Annotated in this window: 14 protein-coding genes; 13 read left to right on the top strand and 1 reads right to left on the bottom strand. The window is 62.3% G+C overall.

The window, feature by feature from the left end:
* Positions 1-20 precede the first annotated feature (20 nt).
* A complete protein-coding gene (locus HBO11_RS21770) occupies positions 21-590 on the top strand; it encodes a lipocalin family protein (protein WP_032862264.1) in 570 nt (189 codons plus the stop codon).
* Positions 591-795: 205 nt separating this feature from the next.
* On the opposite strand, the gene HBO11_RS21765 is transcribed toward HBO11_RS21770, so the two are convergent.
* Entirely contained in the window at positions 796-2,160 is a 1,365-nt protein-coding gene (locus tag HBO11_RS21765; protein WP_169955657.1) for a formimidoylglutamate deiminase, read from the bottom strand.
* A 147-nt stretch (positions 2,161-2,307) separates the two neighbouring features.
* On the opposite strand from HBO11_RS21765, the gene hutC reads away from it, so the two are divergent.
* The 12 genes from hutC (at position 2,308) to hutG (ending at position 16,947) form a co-directional block, all read left to right on the top strand.
* Positions 2,308-3,018 carry a histidine utilization repressor gene (gene hutC, locus HBO11_RS21760; RefSeq protein WP_262381098.1) on the top strand — a complete coding sequence of 237 codons (711 nt, stop codon included), beginning with the start codon at positions 2,308-2,310 and terminating at the stop codon, positions 3,016-3,018.
* Positions 3,015-3,575: a HutD family protein gene (locus HBO11_RS21755; protein ID WP_169955659.1), complete on the top strand. Its 561-nt coding sequence runs from the start codon at positions 3,015-3,017 to the stop codon at positions 3,573-3,575. Before hutC ends, HBO11_RS21755 begins: the two co-directional genes overlap by 4 nt.
* A gap of 392 nt (positions 3,576-3,967) precedes the next feature.
* The gene (gene hutU, locus HBO11_RS21750; protein ID WP_169955660.1) at positions 3,968-5,653 is read left to right on the top strand and encodes a urocanate hydratase; all 1,686 of its coding nucleotides are present in this window, start codon (positions 3,968-3,970) and stop codon (positions 5,651-5,653) included.
* Between the two features lie 175 nt (positions 5,654-5,828).
* On the top strand, positions 5,829-7,298 hold the full coding sequence (locus HBO11_RS21745) for a cytosine permease (RefSeq protein ID WP_169955661.1): 1,470 nt from the start codon (positions 5,829-5,831) through the stop codon (positions 7,296-7,298).
* A gap of 68 nt (positions 7,299-7,366) precedes the next feature.
* Positions 7,367-8,335 carry an ABC transporter substrate-binding protein gene (locus tag HBO11_RS21740; protein ID WP_169955662.1) on the top strand — a complete coding sequence of 323 codons (969 nt, stop codon included), beginning with the start codon at positions 7,367-7,369 and terminating at the stop codon, positions 8,333-8,335.
* A 72-nt stretch (positions 8,336-8,407) separates the two neighbouring features.
* A complete protein-coding gene (locus HBO11_RS21735; RefSeq protein WP_076961686.1) occupies positions 8,408-9,259 on the top strand; it encodes a proline/glycine betaine ABC transporter permease in 852 nt (283 codons plus the stop codon).
* Positions 9,256-10,080: a glycine betaine/L-proline ABC transporter ATP-binding protein gene (locus tag HBO11_RS21730; protein WP_169955663.1), complete on the top strand. Its 825-nt coding sequence runs from the start codon at positions 9,256-9,258 to the stop codon at positions 10,078-10,080. The genes HBO11_RS21735 and HBO11_RS21730 overlap by 4 nt, the downstream gene beginning before the upstream one ends.
* A 143-nt stretch (positions 10,081-10,223) precedes the next feature.
* Positions 10,224-11,747: a histidine ammonia-lyase gene (gene hutH / locus HBO11_RS21725; protein WP_169955664.1), complete on the top strand. Its 1,524-nt coding sequence runs from the start codon at positions 10,224-10,226 to the stop codon at positions 11,745-11,747.
* 19 nt (positions 11,748-11,766) lie between these two features.
* On the top strand, positions 11,767-13,305 hold the full coding sequence (hutH, locus tag HBO11_RS21720) for a histidine ammonia-lyase (protein ID WP_169955665.1): 1,539 nt from the start codon (positions 11,767-11,769) through the stop codon (positions 13,303-13,305).
* 181 nt (positions 13,306-13,486) lie between these two features.
* The gene (locus HBO11_RS21715; RefSeq protein WP_169955666.1) at positions 13,487-14,896 is read left to right on the top strand and encodes an amino acid permease; all 1,410 of its coding nucleotides are present in this window, start codon (positions 13,487-13,489) and stop codon (positions 14,894-14,896) included.
* Between the two features lie 15 nt (positions 14,897-14,911).
* On the top strand, positions 14,912-16,117 hold the full coding sequence (gene hutI, locus HBO11_RS21710; RefSeq protein WP_169955667.1) for an imidazolonepropionase: 1,206 nt from the start codon (positions 14,912-14,914) through the stop codon (positions 16,115-16,117).
* A 29-nt stretch (positions 16,118-16,146) separates the two neighbouring features.
* On the top strand, positions 16,147-16,947 hold the full coding sequence (hutG, locus tag HBO11_RS21705; RefSeq protein WP_169955668.1) for an N-formylglutamate deformylase: 801 nt from the start codon (positions 16,147-16,149) through the stop codon (positions 16,945-16,947).
* The last annotated feature ends 140 nt before the right edge of the window (positions 16,948-17,087 follow it).

The raw sequence follows: 17,087 nt of genomic DNA, 5'->3' as shown, positions 1-17,087 counted from the left end.
AAGCCTGCGGGAGAAGAAGAATGATGCGTTTCGTTTTATACCTTTGCGCCAGCCTGTTTTTGGCAGGCTGCGCCAGCCATTCTGGCGATGATCTGCAACCCAAGACTGTCGGCAGCGTCAACCTCAAGCGTTACCAGGGCACCTGGTACGAACTGGCCCGCTTGCCCATGTACTTCCAGCGCAACTGCGCGCAATCCGAGGCCCGCTACTCCCTGTTGCCCGATGGCGACATGTCAGTGTTCAACCGTTGCCTGACCACCGAGTGGAAGTGGGAAGAAGCCAAGGGCACGGCCACGCCGCAGGTACCGGGCAAGACCGACAAGCTGTGGGTCGAATTCAATAACTGGTTCACCGCGTTGCTACCGGGCGTGGCCAAGGGCGATTACTGGGTGTTGTATGTCAGCGATGACTACAAGACCGCCATCGTCGGCAGCCCGAGCCGGCGCTATATGTGGCTGCTGTCACGCACGCCGACCGTCAGCGCCGACACCCGTGAAGACCTGCTGAGCCGGGCGCGCCAGCAGGGTTACGACACCACACGGTTGATCTGGCGTACGTCGGACAAACAGATGGCCAAGACCTCGCAGTAACCCGAAACAAGGTCGAGTAAAGAAGGGCGGGCATGCCATAAAGCCCGCTCTTTTTTTGCTGGTTTTTTGCAAAGCCAGAAGGGCATCACATTACCCAATGTGGGAGCTGGCTTGCCTGCGATGGCGGCGGGCCAGTCGATGACGATTTCGACTGACACACGGCTATCGCGGGCAAGCCCGCTCCTACAGGGGTTATGTGTTGTTCTTAAGACAGTAGGTCTCTGAGGACTTTCGTGAAGGCCCGGCTGCTCTCTTCCTCGCCCGCATGATGCCCATCGCGCACCACCCACTGGCCGTTGACCAGCACATCGCGCACCTGCCGATCCCCTCCGGCAAACAACCAGCGATTAAGAATGCCATCCTCATGGGCCGTCGCCAGGTACGGATCATTGCCATCGAGCACCAGCCAGTCCGCACGCTTGCCGACTTCCAGGCGGCCAATCGGTTGCCCCAGCGCCTGCGCGCCGCCGTCCAGGGCTGCGTCATACAGGGTGCGGCCGACCATCGGTTGATCGCTGCGATACAGCCGGTTTCGCCGCTGGTCGCGCAGGCGCTGGCCGTATTCCAGCCAGCGCAGTTCTTCGACCACGCTCAAGGACACATGGCTGTCCGACCCAATCCCCATGCGCCCACCCTGGGCCAGGAAGTCCACCGCCGGGAAGATCCCGTCGCCCAGGTTGGCCTCGGTGGTCAGGCACAGCCCGGCGATCGCCCGGCTGTTGGCCATCAATGTCACTTCGTCGGGGTTGGCGTGGGTGGCGTGCACCAGGCACCAGCGCTGGTCGACGTGCACATTGTCATACAGCCATTGCAGTGGGCGCTTGCCGCTCCAGGCCAGGCAGTCATCGACTTCCTTTTGCTGCTCGGCGATGTGGATGTGCACCGGGCAGGCCTGGTCGCTGGCGGCCAGCACTGCGCTGATCTGTTGCGGCGTTACCGCGCGCAATGAGTGGAAACACAGGCCCAGTTGCTGGGCCGGTTGTGCCGCCAGGATCGGTTGCAGGCGCGCTTGCAGCTCCAGATAGTTATCGGTGCTGTTGATAAAGCGGCGCTGGCCGTCGTTCGGCGCCTGGCCGCCAAAGCCCGAGTGGCTGTACAGCACTGGCAGCAAGGTCAGGCCGATCCCGCTGCTGGCCGCGGCCAGGCTGATCTGGCGCGACAGTTCGGTGGGGTCGCTGTAAGGCTGGCCGCTGATATCGTGGTGCACATAGTGGAACTCGGCGACCGAGGTGTAGCCGGCCTTGAGCATCTCGATATACAGCTGGCGGGCGATGACCTGCAATTGCTCGGGGCTGATCTGGCCGACCATGCGGTACATCAGGTCGCGCCAGGTCCAGAAACTGTCATTGGGGTTGCCGGCGACTTCCGCTAGCCCCGCCATGGCCCGTTGAAACGCATGGGAGTGCAGGTTCGGCATGCCCGGCAACACAGGGCCTCTCAGTCGTTCGGCGCCGTCTGCGCTGGCATTGGCCGTCACGTTGGTCAGCAGGCCATCGGCGCTGACTTCAAGGCGTACATCAGTGGCCCATCCATTAGGCAGCAGCGCGCGTTCGGCAAAGAAAGCGGACATGATCAAGGCACCCCGGTCGTGTGTTTATTTGTATATACATATACAGACGTTTGCCTGCTCGGTAAACTCCGGCAATCTATGCATCTTTTCCTCCTGCAAGGATTCCCCGTGCCGACTCCGCCCGCCAAGTCCCCGCTGGCTGCCCACATGGACGAAAGTCCGGCGCCCTTGTATGCCCGCGTCAAGCAGATGATCAGCCAGCAGATTCTCAACGGCAACTGGCCGCCGCACTATCGTGTGCCGTCGGAAAGCGAGTTGGTCAACCAGTTGGGCTTCAGCCGCATGACCATCAACCGCGCCCTGCGGGAGCTGACCGCCGAAGGTCTGCTGGTGCGCATGCAAGGCGTCGGCACCTTCGTTGCCGAGCCCAAGAGCCAGTCGGCGCTGTTCGAGGTGCATAACATCGCCGATGAGATCGCCTCCCGCGGCCATCGCCACACCTGCAAGGTGATTACCCTGGGCGAGGAGGCTGCTGGTTCCGAGCGCGCCGTGGCCCTGGAAATGCGTGAAGGCGGGCGGGTGTTCCACTCGCTGATCGTGCACTACGAAAACGATATCCCGGTGCAAATCGAAGACCGTTTCGTCAACGCCCTGGTCGCCCCCCAGTACCTGCAACAGGATTTCACCCAGCAAACCCCCTACGCCTATCTCAACCAGGTGGCGCCGCTGACCGAGGGTGAGCATGTGGTGGAAGCGATCCTGGCCGACCCGCAGGAATGCAAGCTGCTGCAGATCGAGGCCGGCGAGCCGTGCCTGCTGATTCGCCGGCGCACCTGGTCCGGGCGCCAGCCGGTGACGGCTGCGCGGCTGATCCACCCAGGTTCCCGGCATAGCCTCGAAGGACGCTTCAGCAAATGAGTGCAGTCAAGGTCTGGCGCGCCGCCGATTACGTACGCATGCCGTGGAAAAACGGCGGTGGCAGCACCGAAGAAATCACCCGTGATGCAGGCTTGGGCCTCGACGGTTTTGGCTGGCGTCTGTCGATTGCCGACATCGGCGAGTCGGGTGGTTTTTCCACGTTTGCCGGGTATCAGCGGATCATCACCGTGATCCAGGGTGCCGGCATGGTGCTGACGGTGGACGGCGAAGAGCAGCGCGGCCTGCTGCCTCTGCAACCGTTTGCCTTCAAAGGTGAAAGCCAGGTGGCGTGCCGCCTGATCACCGGGCCGATTCGCGACTTCAACCTGATCTATTCGCCCCAGCGTTACCACGCACGTTTGCAATGGGTGGACGGGGTGCAGCAGTTTTTCAGTACCGCTCACACCGTGCTGGTGTTCAGTGTGGCCGATGAGGTGAAGGTGCTGGGCGAAGTGCTGGGCCATCATGATTGTTTGCAGGTGGACGGTAACAGTGACTTGCTGGATATCAGCGTGACAGGTCGCTGCTGCCTGATCGAACTGACCGCACGCGATTAAACATGTGGGAGCTGGCTTGCCTGCGATTGCGGTGTGTCAGACAAATGGCTATCGCAGGTAAGCCAGCTCCCACATGGGTTATGTATAGGCTGCACAATCTGTTTCCAGTCCCGCACCAAGTTGTTACCGAATGCCCCAGCATGGCGCAATACCCTGCTTTTGTAACAACTCCCCAACTGTCCAAACCAATGCTTTAAGAAATTTCATCAAGCCCCCAAGCCTTGATTTCAGAGGCCTGCACGCCCACCCCAAAAAAATCTTAAGCTCTCCCTCATCAAGTTGGCCGCTCGATTGCATATGCTTGTATGTACAAGTAAAGGTGTGTGCATAAGAGTCGCTAAACATCCTCTTCGCACCATCGTGTTCGCGCATCGATTGCTGAGGAGTTTTTTGTGACTGACTTTTCCCAGAACAAGCCTACCAAGTACCGCGACGTTGAAATCCGCGCCGCCCGTGGCAACACACTCACCGCCAAAAGCTGGCTGACTGAAGCGCCGCTGCGCATGCTGATGAACAACCTCGACCCGCAAGTGGCCGAGAACCCCAAAGAGTTGGTGGTGTACGGCGGTATCGGCCGTGCGGCGCGTAACTGGGAGTGCTACGACCAGATCGTCGAAAGCCTGACCAACCTGAACGACGACGAAACCCTGCTGGTGCAATCGGGCAAGCCGGTCGGCGTGTTCAAGACCCACAGCAATGCCCCGCGTGTGCTGATCGCCAACTCCAACCTGGTGCCGCACTGGGCCAGTTGGGAGCACTTCAACGAACTGGATGCCAAGGGCCTGGCCATGTACGGCCAGATGACCGCCGGCAGCTGGATCTACATCGGCAGCCAGGGCATCGTTCAGGGCACCTACGAAACCTTCATCGAGGCCGGTCGCCAGCATTACGATTCAAACCTCAAAGGCCGTTGGGTGCTCACCGCCGGCCTCGGCGGCATGGGCGGCGCCCAGCCTCTGGCCGCGACCCTGGCCGGCGCGTGTTCGCTGAACATTGAGTGCCAGCAGGTCAGTATCGATTTCCGCTTGAACAGCCGTTATGTCGACGAACAAGCCCGCGACCTCGACGACGCCCTGGCGCGCATCGCCAAGTACACCAAGGAAGGCAAGGCCATCTCCATCGCCCTGCTGGGCAACGCTGCCGAAATCCTCCCGGAACTGGTCAAGCGCGGCGTGCGCCCAGACATGGTCACTGACCAGACCAGCGCCCACGACCCCCTCAATGGCTACCTGCCCGCCGGTTGGACCTGGGACCAATACCGCGCCCGCGCCAAGACCGAACCGGCCGCCGTGATCAAGGCCGCCAAGCAGTCGATGGCCGTACACGTCAAGGCGATGCTGGACTTCCAGAAAATGGGCGTACCGACCTTCGACTACGGCAACAACATCCGTCAGATGGCGCAGGAAGAAGGCGTGGAAAACGCATTCGACTTCCCAGGCTTTGTACCGGCCTACATCCGCCCGCTGTTCTGCCGTGGCATCGGCCCGTTCCGCTGGGCGGCACTGTCGGGCGACCCGCAAGACATCTACAAGACCGACGCCAAGGTCAAAGAACTGATCCCCGACGACGCCCACCTGCACAACTGGCTGGACATGGCCCGCGAGCGCATCAGCTTCCAGGGCCTGCCGGCGCGCATCTGCTGGGTTGGCCTGGGCCAGCGCGCCAAGCTCGGCCTGGCATTCAACGAAATGGTGCGCAGCGGCGAGTTGTCGGCACCGGTGGTGATCGGCCGTGACCACCTGGACTCCGGCTCGGTATCAAGCCCCAACCGCGAAACCGAATCCATGCAGGACGGTTCCGACGCCGTGTCCGACTGGCCACTGCTCAACGCCCTGCTCAACACCGCCAGCGGCGCGACCTGGGTTTCGCTGCACCACGGTGGTGGCGTGGGCATGGGCTTCTCCCAGCACTCCGGCATGGTCATCGTCTGCGACGGTACCGACGAAGCCGCCGAGCGCATTGCCCGCGTGCTGCACAACGACCCGGCCACCGGGGTGATGCGTCATGCCGATGCGGGCTATCAGATCGCGATCGATTGCGCCAAGGAGCAGGGCCTGAACCTGCCAATGATCAAGTAGCGCCTGGCTCGGTTCCTGTGGGAGCTGGCTTGCCTGCGATGCGGGCGACTGGGTCTGTCAGGCAGATCACAGTGATGCAATCGCAGGCAAGCCAGCTCCCACATTTGACCTGCTGTGTATTTGAAACATGTTTGAGCCGCACCACCGAAAACAATCCATTAGAGGTTGAATACCCATGGCTGCAAAAGACGCGCGTGCAAGCTCCACCCCGTTGATCGAAAGGCGTTCGATCGACTACATCCCGGAAGCGGAAAGACACGGTCGTCTATTGAGCCAGTTCACCCTGTGGATGGGTGCCAACCTGCAAATCACCGCGATTGTCACCGGGGCCCTGGCCGTGGTGCTGGGCGGGGATGTGTTCTGGTCGTTGATCGGTCTGTTGGTCGGTCAACTGCTGGGCGGCGGCGTGATGGCGTTGCATGCGGCGCAAGGGCCCAGGCTTGGCCTGCCGCAGATGATTTCCAGCCGGGTGCAGTTCGGTGTGTATGGCGCAGCCATCCCGATTGTGCTGGTGTGCTTGATGTACCTCGGTTTCACCGCCACCGGGACCGTGCTGTCCGGCCAGGCGCTGGGCCAGTTGTTTGGGGTCAGCGACAGTGTTGGCATTCTGATTTTCGCCAGTGTCATCGTGCTGGTCACGGTGCTCGGTTACCGGGTGATCCATTTCATCGGCCGTGTCGCCAGCGTCATTGGCGTGATTGCCTTTGTGTACCTGTTCAGCCGCTTGATGAGCCAGACCGACGTTGGCGCACTCCTGCAAATCCGTCACTTCAGCTGGAGCAGCTTCCTACTCGCGGTGTCGCTCGCGGCCTCCTGGCAGATCGCCTTCGGGCCCTATGTGGCGGACTATTCCCGCTACCTGCCGCGCAACACGTCCTCGGTGAAAACCTTCCTGGCCGCAGGCGCCGGCTCGGTCATTGGCGCCCAGGTGGCGATGATCCTCGGTGTGTTTGCCGCTGCGATGTCCAACGGCAAATTTGCCGGTAACGAAGTGGCCTATATCGTGGGCCTGGGCGGCACGGGGGCTACGGCGGCCCTGCTGTATTTCAGCATCGCGTTCGGCAAAGTCACCATTTCCACGCTGAACTCCTACGGCAGCTTCATGTGCATTGCGACCATCGTCAGCGGTTTTCGCGGGCGCATGGAGGTGTCGCGCATGCAGCGCCTGGTTTTCGTGCTGGCCATCGTCGGCGCGGCGACTCTGATCGCGTTGCTCGGGCAGCACTCGTTCCTCAGTGCGTTCAAGTCCTTCATCCTGTTTTTGCTGGCGTTCTTTACGCCCTGGAGCGCGATCAACCTGGTGGACTACTACTGCATCACCCGCGATCGCTATGACGTGCCGGCGCTGGCCGATCCAAATGGCCGCTACGGCCGCTGGAACCCGCTGGGTATCAGCGTCTATGTGTTCGGGGTGCTGGTGCAGTTGCCGTTCATCGCCACCAAGTTCTACACCGGTCCCCTGGTGGCCAGCCTGGGGGGGGTGGATATTTCCTGGATCATCGGCCTGGTACTGCCCGCCGCCCTGTATTACCTGTGTGCGAAAAAATGGCACGGTGCGATTCCTGAGCGGCTGATCCTGCCGGTAGAGCAGGGCGCTGCACCCCAAGTTACCCCTAAAAACAACGGGCTGAGTGCACAAGCCTGATGGGACGTGGACAAGGCAGGATGCCTTTTGACTGCCGTAATCCATTTCATGATTGGGAGCGTCACATAATGAGAATGCATAAGACCCTGCTGACCCCATTGCTCGCCGCCGGCCTGCTGGCCAGCGCTGGCGCCACCCAGGCGGCCGGCTGGTGCGAGTCGGGCAAGCCGGTGAAGTTCGCCGGCCTGAACTGGGAAAGCGGCATGTTGCTGACTGACGTCCTGCAAGTGGTCCTGGAAAAAGGCTACGACTGTAAAACCGATAGCCTGCCGGGCAATTCCATCACCATGGAAAACGCCCTGGGCAGTAACGATATCCAGATCTTCGCCGAAGAGTGGGTTGGCCGCAGTGAAGTGTGGAAAAAGGCCGAGAAGGCCGGCAAGGTCGTGGGTGTCGGTGCGCCCGTGGTCGGCGCGGTTGAAGGCTGGTACGTGCCGCGCTACGTGATCGAAGGCGACGCCAAGCGCAAGCTCGAAGCCAAGGCCCCGGACCTGAAAAGCATCGCCGACCTGGCCAAGTATTCCGCAGTGTTCAAGGACCAGGAAGAGCCCGCCAAAGGCCGTTTCTACAACTGCCCGGCCGGCTGGACCTGCGAGCTGGACAACAGCGAAATGCTCAAGAGCTACGGCCTGGAAAATTCCTACACAAACTTCCGCCCAGGCACCGGCCCGGCGCTGGATGCAGCGGTGCTGTCGAGCTACAAGCGTGGCGAACCGATCCTGTTCTACTACTGGTCGCCGACGCCACTGATGGGCCAGGTGGACCTGGTCAAGCTCGACGAAAAACCCGGCGTGGATAAAAGCGTGACCATCAAGGTCGGCCTGTCCAAGACGTTCCACGAGCAGGCCCCGGAACTGGTGGCGGTGCTGGAGAAGGTCAACCTGCCGATCGACCTGCTCAACCAGAACCTGGCGCGCATGAGCAAAGAGCGGATTGATTCGTCGAAGCTGGCGAAGATTTTCCTCAAGGAGCATCCAGAGGTCTGGCACGCCTGGGTCAGTGAAGACGCAGCCAAGAAAATCGACGCGGCCTTGTAGGCACAGTGCTCCCGGCTACCCTGAACAGGCAGCCGGACACCCGGCCACACTCCACTGGATCGAGAGCACGTTATGTTTCCTGAGAGTTTTACGTTTTCCATCGCCGACTGGGTCAACGGTTGGGTCGATGGGTTGGTGACCAACTACGGCGATGTGTTCCGGCAGATTTCCGACACCTTGCTGTGGGCCATCGTCAACCTGGAAGGCCTGCTGCGCGCGGCGCCCTGGTGGCTGATGCTGGCGATAGTCGGCGGCGTTGCCTGGCACGCCACCCGCAAGGTGCTGACCACGGCGGTGATCGTCGGCCTGTTGTTCCTGGTGGGCGCGGTCGGCCTGTGGGACAAGCTGATGCAAACCCTGGCGCTGATGATGGTGGCCACGGTGATCTCGGTGCTGATCGGCATTCCCCTGGGCATCCTCTCGGCGCGCAGCAATCGCCTGCGCTCGGTGCTGATGCCGTTGCTGGATATCATGCAGACCATGCCCAGCTTCGTGTACCTGATCCCGGTATTGATGCTGTTTGGCCTGGGCAAGGTGCCGGCGATTTTCGCCACGGTGATCTACGCCGCGCCGCCATTGATTCGCCTGACCGACCTGGGCATTCGCCAGGTGGATCGGGAAGTGATGGAAGCCATCAATGCCTTTGGCGCCAACCGCTGGCAGCAGCTGTTTGGCGTGCAACTGCCGCTGGCCCTGCCGAGCATCATGGCCGGGATCAACCAGACCACCATGATGGCCCTGTCGATGGTGGTGATCGCCTCGATGATCGGCGCCCGTGGCCTGGGTGAAGACGTGCTGGTGGGCATCCAGACCCTTAACGTCGGGCGCGGCCTGGAGGCTGGCCTGGCGATTGTGATTCTCGCAGTGGTCATCGACCGCATTACCCAGGCCTATGGTCGTCCACGGCATGAGGCGAGCAAATGACTATTGTCAGCAAGATCGAAGTTAAAAACGTATTCAAGATTTTCGGCGCCCGTGACAAGGAAGCCCTGGCGCTGATTGGCCAGGGCCAGACCAAGGACCAGGTGCTGGCGCAGACCGGTTGCGTGGTGGGGGTCAATGACCTGTCCCTGAGCATCGGCACCGGCGAGATCTTTGTGATCATGGGCCTGTCGGGTTCCGGTAAGTCCACCCTGGTGCGCCACTTCAACCGCCTGATCGACCCCACCAGCGGCGCGATCCTGGTGGACGGCGAAGACATTCTGCAACTGGATATGGACGCCTTGCGCCAGTTCCGTCGGCACAAGATCAGCATGGTGTTCCAGAGCTTCGGCCTGCTGCCGCACAAGAGCGTGCTGGACAACGTGGCCTATGGCCTGAAAGTGCGCGGCGAAACCAAGCAAGTGTGCACCGAGCGTGCCTTGCACTGGATCGCAACCGTGGGTTTGAAGGGGTATGAAAACAAATACCCGCACCAGTTGTCGGGCGGCATGCGCCAACGGGTGGGCCTGGCCCGGGCCCTGGCGGCTGACACCGACATCATCCTGATGGACGAAGCGTTCAGTGCCCTCGACCCGCTGATCCGCGCCGAGATGCAGGACCAGTTGCTGGAACTGCAAAAGACCCTGCACAAGACCATCGTATTTATCACCCACGACCTGGACGAGGCCGTGCGCATCGGCAATCGCATCGCGATCCTCAAGGACGGCAAGCTGATCCAGGTCGGCACGCCGCGGGAGATCTTGCATTCGCCGGCCGATGAGTACGTGGACCGGTTTGTTCAGCGGCGGGCGGCGGTGGTCTGAACCGAGCCTTGTGGTGAATTGGCCGGCCTCATCGCAGGCAAGCCAGCTCCCACATTTGAATGCATTCACAAATCAAAATGTGGGAGCGGGCTTGCTCGCGAAGAGGCCGGCAAGGCTGCAAAAGAATTGAAGAAGGTATGAAGATGTCCCAGGCTAAAAAAATCGTCATCGCCGACACCCCCCTGCACTGGCAGGACGTGGTCGCTGTCGCGCGCTTCGGCGCCGAGCTTGCGCTGTCGGGCCAGGCCTGGGCGCGCATCGACAATGCCCAGTCCATCGTGCAACGCATCGTCACCGGCGGCGAGCGCGCCTATGGTGTCAACACCGGCCTGGGCGCGTTGTGCAATGTGTCGCTCAAGGGCGAGCAACTGAGCCAGCTGTCGCGCAATACCTTGCTCAGCCACGCCTGCGGTGTCGGTGCGCCGCTTACCGATGAGCAGACTCGCGCCATCATCTGCGCCGCTATCCTCAACTACAGCCAGGGCAAGTCCGGCCTGCATCCGCAGGTGGTGCATTCGTTGCTGGCGCTGCTCAACCATGGCATTACCCCGCAGGTGCCGTCCCAGGGTTCGGTGGGCTACCTGACACACATGGCCCATATCGGCATTGCCTTGCTGGGTGTGGGAAATGTCAGCTATCGCGGCCAGATCGTTACCGCCCAGGCCGCCTTGGCCGCCGAAGGCCTGCAGCCGGTGGTGCTCGGCGCCAAGGACGGCCTGTGCCTGGTCAATGGCACGCCGTGCATGAGCGGCCTGAGCTGCCTGGCCCTGGCCGATGCCCACCATTTGCTGCAATGGGCCGATGTGATCGGCGCCATGAGCTTTGAAGCGCAGCGCGGGCAGATCGATGCGTTCGACGAGCAGATCATCGCCCTCAAGCCACACCCCGGCATGCAGCAGGTCGGCAGCAACCTGCGGGCTTTGCTCGCGGGCAGCGAGGTGATTGCCGCCAGCCGGGGCATTCGTACCCAGGACGCGCTGAGCATCCGTTCGATCCCCCAGGTCCATGGCGCCGCCCGCGATCAACTGGAACACGCCACCCGCCAGATTGAAACCGAACTCAACGGCGCCACCGACAACCCGTTACTGCTCGGCACGCCAGACAACTACCGCGTGGTGTCCCAGGCCAACCCCCACGGGCAGTCCGTGGCACTGGCGGCGGATATGCTGGCCATCGCCATGGCGGAAATCGGTTCCATCGCCGAGCGCCGCCTGGACCGCCTGATCAACCCTCACGTCAGCGGTTTGCCGGCGTTCCTGGTGAGCAACCCGGGGGTCAACTCGGGGATGATGATCGTGCAGTACGTCGCCGCTTCCCTCTGTGGGCAGAATCGTCAACTGGCGCAGCCGGCGGTGCTCGACAATTTCGTCACCTCGGGCCTGCAGGAAGACCACCTGAGCATGGGCACCAACGCTGCGCTCAAGCTGCATTCGGTGCTGGCAAACGTCACCCAGATCCTCGCCATCGAATACCTGCTGGCGGCCCAGGCCTTTGAGTTCCTCAAACACCAAGGCTTCGGCGCCGGCACCCACGTGGCTTGGCGCCTGCTGCGCGAGCACGTCCCGGCCTATGAGCAGGACCGCTGGTTGGCACCGGATATCGCGACCACCGCAAAGCTGCTCAACACCCCTGATTTGCTGAACCACGTTTTACCGAATTTGCACTGAACCCTATTTCAAAAGGAGCATGAATGTGACTGCGCTAAATCTGATTCCAGGCCAACTGACCCTTGCCCAACTGCGGGCCATCTACCAGCAGCCGGTAACCCTCAGCCTGGATGACAGCGCCTCGGCGCAGATCGAAGCCAGTGTGGCCTGTGTCGAGCAGATTCTCGCCGAGAACCGCACCGCCTACGGCATCAACACCGGTTTCGGCCTGCTGGCCTCGACCCGTATCGCCAGCGAAGACCTGGAAAACCTCCAGCGTTCCCTGGTGTTGTCCCACGCGGCCGGCGTTGGCGAGCCGATCAGCGATGCGCTGGTGCGTTTGGTGATGGTGCTCAAGGTCAACAGCCTGAGCCGGGGTTTTTCCGGGATTCGCCGCCAGGTAATCGATGCGCTGATCGCCCTGATCAACGCCGAGGTCTACCCGCATATCCCGCTCAAGGGCTCGGTCGGTGCTTCCGGAGACTTGGCGCCGCTGGCCCATATGTCCCTGGTGCTGCTGGGCGAAGGCAAGGCCCGTTACAAAGGCGAGTGGCTGGAGGCGACCGAAGCGCTGAAAGTCGCCGGCCTTGTGCCCCTGACCCTGGCCGCCAAGGAAGGCCTGGCGCTGCTCAACGGCACCCAGGTCTCCACCGCTTACGCCTTGCGCGGTTTGTTTGAAGGCGAAGATCTGTTCGCCGCTGCTATCGCCTGTGGCGGCCTGACCGTGGAAGCGGTGCTGGGCTCGCGCTCGCCGTTCGACGCGCGCATTCATGCGGCCCGTGGCCAGCGTGGGCAGATTGACTCGGCCGCCGCTTATCGCGACCTGCTCGGCGACAGCAGCCAGGTGTCCCAGTCCCACCAGAACTGCGACAAGGTGCAAGACCCGTACTCCCTGCGTTGCCAGCCGCAAGTCATGGGCGCCTGCCTGACCCAGTTCCGCCAGGCGGCAGAGGTGTTGGTGGTCGAAGCCAACGCCGTATCCGATAACCCGCTGGTGTTCGCCGCCGAAGGCGATGTGATCTCCGGCGGTAACTTCCACGCCGAACCGGTGGCGATGGCCGCCGACAACATGGCCCTGGCCATCGCTGAAATCGGCTCCCTGAGCGAGCGCCGCATCTCGCTGATGATGGACAAGCACATGTCGCAATTGCCGCCGTTCCTGGTGGGCAATGGCGGGGTCAACTCCGGCTTCATGATCGCCCAGGTGACGGCGGCGGCGTTGGCCAGCGAGAACAAGGCGTTGTCCCATCCCCATAGCGTCGACAGCCTGCCGACGTCGGCCAACCAGGAGGACCACGTGTCGATGGCGCCGGCTGCCGGCAAGCGCCTGTGGGAAATGGCCGAAAACACCCGTGGGGTTCTCGCAGTGGAATGGCTGGCCGCCTGCCAGGGCCTGGACCTGCGCGATGGCCTGAAAACCTCACCCAAGCTGGAAAAGGCCCGTGGGATCCTGCGCGCCAAAGTGGGCTTCTACGACAAGGACCGCTTCTTCGCCCCGGACATCAACGCTGCCAGCGAGCTGTTGGCCAGCCGCTGCCTGAACGAGTTGGTGCCGGCCAAGCTGCTGCCAAGTCTCTAAGCACCACCCCGATCCCGTGTGGGAGCTGTCTCGCCCCGCGAGGCTGCGATAGCGGTGGGCCAGGCAACATAAATGTTGCCGGTGCCGCCGCCATCGCAGCCTCGCCAAGGCTCGAGAGCTCCCACAGGTGATCGCCCATAGGTTCGGATTCTCTCTGGATAACAATAATTAGGGACGAGAAATGCACCAGCAAGCACAAGGTCTCAAACGCGGGCTGACCGCCCGCCATATTCGCTTCATGGCACTGGGGTCGGCGATCGGCACCGGGCTGTTCTACGGCTCCGCCTCGGCCATCCAGATGGCTGGCCCGGCGGTGTTGCTGGCCTACCTGATCGGTGGCGCTGCCGTTTTCATGGTGATGCGCGCCCTCGGGGAAATGGCCGTGCACAATCCGGTGTCCGGCTCGTTCGGCCAATACGCCAGCACTTACCTGGGCCCGATGGCCGGTTTTATCCTCGGCTGGACCTACGCCTTCGAGATGATCATCGTCTGCCTGGCAGACGTCACCGCCTTTGGCATCTACATGGGCTTCTGGTTTCCCGAAGTCGCACGCTGGGTCTGGGTGCTCGGCATCGTCCTGCTGATCGGCGGGCTGAACCTGTGCAACGTCAAGGTATTTGGCGAAATGGAGTTCTGGCTGTCACTGCTCAAGGTCGGCGCGATTGTCGCAATGATCCTCGGCGGGTTCGGCATCATGCTGTTCGGCGTGCATTCGGCCGGCGAAGCCCCGGCCACCGGGTTGAGCAACCTGTGGGCCCATGGTGGCTTCATGCCCAATGGCGTGGGCGGGCTGATCGCCTCGTTTGCGGTGGTGATGTTTGCATTTGGCGGCATCGAAATCATCGGCATCACCGCCGGTGAAGCCAAGGACCCGCAGCGGGTGATCCCCAAGGCGATCAACGCGGTGCCGCTGCGCATCCTGCTGTTCTACGTGCTGACCCTGTTTGTGCTGATGGCCATCTACCCTTGGCCGCAGATCGGCAGCCAGGGCAGCCCATTCGTGCAGATCTTCAGCAACCTGGGGATTGGCTCGGCGGCGACCATCCTCAATATCGTGGTGATCTCGGCGGCCGTCTCGGCCATCAACAGTGACATCTTCGGCGCAGGCCGCATGATGTACGGCCTGGCCCAGCAAGGGCAGGCGCCCAAGGGCTTTGCGCAACTGTCGCGCCACGGTGTGCCATGGATGACCGTGGTGGTGATGGGCGCGGCGCTGCTGGGCGGTGTGGTGTTGAACTACCTGATCCCGGAAAACGTGTTCCTGGTGATTGCCTCGATTGCCACCTTCGCTACCGTGTGGGTATGGCTGATGATCCTGGTCACGCAGGTGGCAATGCGCCGCTCGATGACCCGCGAGCAGATCGCCGAACTGAAATTCCCGGTACCGTTCTGGCCCTATGCGCCGGCGGCGGCCATTGTGTTCATGCTGTTTATTTTTGGCGTACTGGGCTACTTCCCGGACACCCAGGCCGCGCTGCTGGTAGGCGCCGTATGGATCGTGTTGCTGGTCCTCGCCTACCTGCTGTGGGTCAAGCCCGCAGCCGGGCAAGCGGCCAAGGTCAATTACGACCCGGCTTTGTCTCACCGATAACTTAGGGAGGCGTTGATGAAAACGCTTTGGCAACACTGCCACATCGCAACCATGGCTCGGGGCGAGTACTCGATCATCGAGGATGGCGCCATGGTCACGGCCGGTTCGCTGATCGAGTGGATCGGCCCCCGTGCCGAGCTGCCGCCTGGCGACTACGGGCAGACCCATGACTTGCAAGGGGCGTGGGTCACGCCAGGGCTGATCGACTGCCATACCCACACGGTATTTGGCGGCAACCGCAGCGGCGAATTCGAGCAGCGCCTGCAAGGCGTGAGCTACGCCGAGATCGCGGCGGCCGGCGGCGGTATCGCCAGCACCGTGCGCGCCACGCGTGCGGCGACGGAAGACGAGCTGTTCGACAGCAGCCGCAAGCGCCTGCGCAGTTTGCTGCGTGACGGCGTGACCACGGTAGAGATCAAGTCCGGCTACGGCCTGGACCTGGCCAACGAGCGCAAGATGCTGCGGGTGGCCCGGCGCCTGGGGCAGGAGTTGCCGGTCAGCGTACGCGCCACGTGCCTGGCGGCCCATGCGTTGCCGCCGGAGTACAAGGATCGCGCCGATGACTACATCGAACACATCTGCAACGAGATGCTGCCGGCCCTGGCGGCAGAAGGCTTGGTAGATGCGGTGGATGCGTTCTGTGAATACCTGGCGTTTTCCACCGAGCAGGTGGAGCGCGTGTTCAAAGTCGCGCAGCGCTTGGGCTTGCCGGTAAAACTGCATGCCGAGCAACTGTCGTCGCTGCACGGCTCCAGCCTGGCGGCGCGGTATCAGGCGCTGTCGGCGGACCACCTGGAGTTCATGACCGAAGAAGACGCCATCGCCATGGCCGCCTCCGGCACTGTCGCCGTGCTATTGCCGGGGGCGTTCTATTTCCTGCGCGAAACCCAGTTGCCGCCGATGGATGCCTTGCGCAAGCACGGGGTGAAGATCGCCATCGCCAGCGACCTCAACCCCGGCACCTCGCCGGCCTTGTCCGTGCGGCTGATGCTGAACATGGCCTGCACCCTGTTTCGTATGACCCCGGAAGAAGCCCTGGCCGGCGCCACCCGACATGCCGCCACGGCACTGGGCATGGGCGACACCCACGGCTCGCTGGAAGTGGGCAAGGTCGCGGATTTTGTCGCCTGGCAGATCGATCGCCCCGCCGACCTGGCCTACTGGCTGGGCGGCGAGCTGGATAAACGCGTCGTGCGCCATGGCGTCGACGTCGATGTGTAAGGCTGCCTTTGTGAGTAAGGAGTACTGCTGTGGATAAGGTTCTGAACTTCAAACAAGGCCGTGTGCCGCTGCTGATCAGCATGCCCCATGCCGGCCTGCGCCTGACGCCTGCGGTTGCAGCGGGCCTGATCCCCGAGGCGCAAAGCCTGCCGGATACCGACTGGCATATCCCCACGCTGTACGACTTTGCCCAGGAACTGGGGGCCAGCACCCTGGCGGCCGAGTATTCGCGGTTTGTCATCGACCTGAACCGGCCGTCTGACGATAAGCCGTTGTATGTCGGCGCGACCACCGGCCTGTTTCCCGCGACGCTGTTTGATGGCGTGCCGTTGTTTATCGAAGGCAAGGAGCCGTCGAAGGCGGAGCGGGCGACCTACCTGGAGCAGATCTGGACGCCTTATCACCAGACCCTGCAACAGGAACTGGCACGGCTCAAGGCTGAATTTGGCTACGCGTTGCTGTTCGACGCCCACTCGATCCGCTCGGTGATCCCCCACCTGTTCGACGGCAAGTTGCCGGACTTCAACCTCGGCACCTTCAATGGCGCCGCCTGCGACCCCGAGTTGGCCAGCCAGCTGCAAGCCATCTGTGCGGCGCATCCGCAGTACAGCCATGTGCTGAACGGGCGCTTCAAGGGCGGGCATATCACCCGGCACTACGGCAACCCGGCGCAGGATATTCATGCGGTGCAGCTGGAGTTGGGGCAGTGCACGTATATGGAGGAGTTTGAGCCGTTCAGGTATCGGCAGGATTTGGCCGAACCGACGCGGGTGGTGTTGAGGCAGTTGCTGCAAGGGCTATTGGCCTGGGGCCAGAAGCACTACACCTGAGGCAACGAAGATCAAACGGTGGGAGCGGGCTTGCGCGCGACGGCGGTCTGTCAGTTCACGAATATGTCGACTGATACGCCGCTATCGCGAGCAAGCCCGCTCCCACACGTGGTTGCGTGAACCTTCCTGGCTGATCGCTG

It is taken from the genome of Pseudomonas sp. WS 5010, assembly GCF_012985565.1.
In the GTDB taxonomy this organism is placed as follows: domain Bacteria; phylum Pseudomonadota; class Gammaproteobacteria; order Pseudomonadales; family Pseudomonadaceae; genus Aquipseudomonas.
Note: the sequence above shows the minus strand (reverse complement) of the source record. Positions and strands in the feature narration are given on the sequence as shown.

Coding starts and splice junctions, on each gene's coding strand:
- HBO11_RS21770 (WP_032862264.1), top strand. CDS start 21: ATGATGCGTTTCGTTTTATACCTTTGCGCCAGCCTGTTTTTGGCAGGC.
- HBO11_RS21765 (WP_169955657.1), bottom strand. CDS start 2,160: ATGTCCGCTTTCTTTGCCGAACGCGCGCTGCTGCCTAATGGATGGGCC.
- hutC (WP_262381098.1), top strand. CDS start 2,308: ATGGACGAAAGTCCGGCGCCCTTGTATGCCCGCGTCAAGCAGATGATC.
- HBO11_RS21755 (WP_169955659.1), top strand. CDS start 3,015: ATGAGTGCAGTCAAGGTCTGGCGCGCCGCCGATTACGTACGCATGCCG.
- HBO11_RS21745 (WP_169955661.1), top strand. CDS start 5,829: ATGGCTGCAAAAGACGCGCGTGCAAGCTCCACCCCGTTGATCGAAAGG.
- HBO11_RS21740 (WP_169955662.1), top strand. CDS start 7,367: ATGAGAATGCATAAGACCCTGCTGACCCCATTGCTCGCCGCCGGCCTG.
- HBO11_RS21735 (WP_076961686.1), top strand. CDS start 8,408: ATGTTTCCTGAGAGTTTTACGTTTTCCATCGCCGACTGGGTCAACGGT.
- HBO11_RS21730 (WP_169955663.1), top strand. CDS start 9,256: ATGACTATTGTCAGCAAGATCGAAGTTAAAAACGTATTCAAGATTTTC.
- hutH (WP_169955664.1), top strand. CDS start 10,224: ATGTCCCAGGCTAAAAAAATCGTCATCGCCGACACCCCCCTGCACTGG.
- hutH (WP_169955665.1), top strand. CDS start 11,767: ATGAATGTGACTGCGCTAAATCTGATTCCAGGCCAACTGACCCTTGCC.
- HBO11_RS21715 (WP_169955666.1), top strand. CDS start 13,487: ATGCACCAGCAAGCACAAGGTCTCAAACGCGGGCTGACCGCCCGCCAT.
- hutI (WP_169955667.1), top strand. CDS start 14,912: ATGAAAACGCTTTGGCAACACTGCCACATCGCAACCATGGCTCGGGGC.